At 47.7% G+C, this 1181-nt stretch carries 10 tRNA genes and 1 rRNA gene; all 11 read left to right on the plus strand.

What is annotated here, in order from left to right:
* Window positions 1–94, plus strand: a 5S ribosomal RNA gene (rrf, locus tag ACQKD4_RS14645); the annotation flags it as partial.
* A gap of 75 nt (window positions 95–169) precedes the next feature.
* Window positions 170–245: transfer RNA gene (locus ACQKD4_RS14650), tRNA-Asp, on the plus strand.
* A 19-nt stretch (window positions 246–264) separates the two neighbouring features.
* Window positions 265–340: transfer RNA gene (locus tag ACQKD4_RS14655), tRNA-Phe, on the plus strand.
* Between the two features lie 8 nt (window positions 341–348).
* A tRNA-Thr gene (locus ACQKD4_RS14660) sits at window positions 349–424 on the plus strand.
* A gap of 10 nt (window positions 425–434) precedes the next feature.
* Window positions 435–510: transfer RNA gene (locus ACQKD4_RS14665), tRNA-His, on the plus strand.
* A 12-nt stretch (window positions 511–522) separates the two neighbouring features.
* A tRNA-Lys gene (locus tag ACQKD4_RS14670) sits at window positions 523–598 on the plus strand.
* A gap of 40 nt (window positions 599–638) precedes the next feature.
* Window positions 639–719 (plus strand) — tRNA-Leu (locus ACQKD4_RS14675).
* A gap of 16 nt (window positions 720–735) precedes the next feature.
* Window positions 736–810: transfer RNA gene (locus ACQKD4_RS14680), tRNA-Gly, on the plus strand.
* A 9-nt stretch (window positions 811–819) separates the two neighbouring features.
* Window positions 820–907 (plus strand) — tRNA-Leu (locus ACQKD4_RS14685).
* 4 nt (window positions 908–911) lie between these two features.
* Window positions 912–988, plus strand: a tRNA-Arg gene (locus tag ACQKD4_RS14690).
* A gap of 6 nt (window positions 989–994) precedes the next feature.
* A tRNA-Pro gene (locus ACQKD4_RS14695) sits at window positions 995–1071 on the plus strand.
* The last annotated feature ends 110 nt before the right edge of the window (window positions 1072–1181 follow it).

A 1181-nucleotide genomic window follows, 5' to 3' on the forward strand; every position in this document is an offset into this window, starting at 1 on the left:
CACACCCGTTCCCATGCCGAACACGGAAGTTAAGCGTCTCAGCGCCGAAAGTAGTTGGGGGATCTCCCCCTGTGAGGATAGGACGTTGCCAGGCTTTATTTTTTTAAGAAAGTTATTGACTTTACATAAAATGACCTTTAAAATAGGTAAAGTCGATATGACTTAAAATGGTCCCGTGGTGTAGGGGTTAACATGTCTGCCTGTCACGCAGAAGATCGCGGGTTCGAATCCCGTCGGGACCGCCATTTTTAATTTAATATTTATGGCTTTGTAGCTCAGTTGGTAGAGCAAAGGACTGAAAATCCTTGTGTCGGCGGTTCGATTCCGTCCAAAGCCACCATATAACGCGCCGGTGTAGCTCAGTTGGTAGAGCATCTGACTTGTAATCAGAGGGTCGAGGGTTCGAATCCTTTCGCCGGCACCATTTTTTCATGGCGGTTGTGGCGAAGTGGTTAACGCACCGGATTGTGATTCCGGCATTCGAGGGTTCAATTCCCTTCAGCCGCCCCATTAAAATTTAATGAGCCATTAGCTCAGTTGGTAGAGCATCTGACTTTTAATCAGAGGGTCGCAGGTTCGAGCCCTGCATGGCTCACCATTTCTCATTAATTTTTATTACTAAATACGTAATTTCACATGCGGGTGTGGCGGAATTGGTAGACGCGCTAGACTTAGGATCTAGTGTCTTTGACGTGGGGGTTCGAGTCCCTTCACCCGCATCTCTAAAATACTTATGCGGAAGTAGTTCAGTGGTAGAATACGACCTTGCCAAGGTCGGGGTCGCGGGTTCGAATCCCGTCTTCCGCTCCATCTTAATACGCGGTCGTGGCGGAATCGGTAGACGCGCTAGGTTGAGGGCCTAGTGGTGGTTAACACCGTGGAGGTTCAAGTCCTCTCGACCGCACCATATTGCACCCTTAGCTCAGCTGGATAGAGCGTTAGACTACGAATCTAAAGGCCGGGAGTTCGAATCTCTCAGGGTGCACCATTATTACGGGAAGTAGCTCAGCTTGGTAGAGCACTTGGTTTGGGACCAAGGGGTCGCAGGTTCGAATCCTGTCTTCCCGACCATTTATTTTTTGGTCTTTGAAAACTGAACGATGAGGCAAAAATAAGTTTTACAATTTTTGAATGAAGCGCAAGCTTCGTCAATTTAAGAGCTATATCAAATTCTTTGGAGA

Source organism: Exiguobacterium sp. NPDC077395, assembly GCF_050269125.1.
Classification (GTDB): domain Bacteria; phylum Bacillota; class Bacilli; order Exiguobacteriales; family Exiguobacteriaceae; genus Exiguobacterium; species Exiguobacterium aestuarii_A.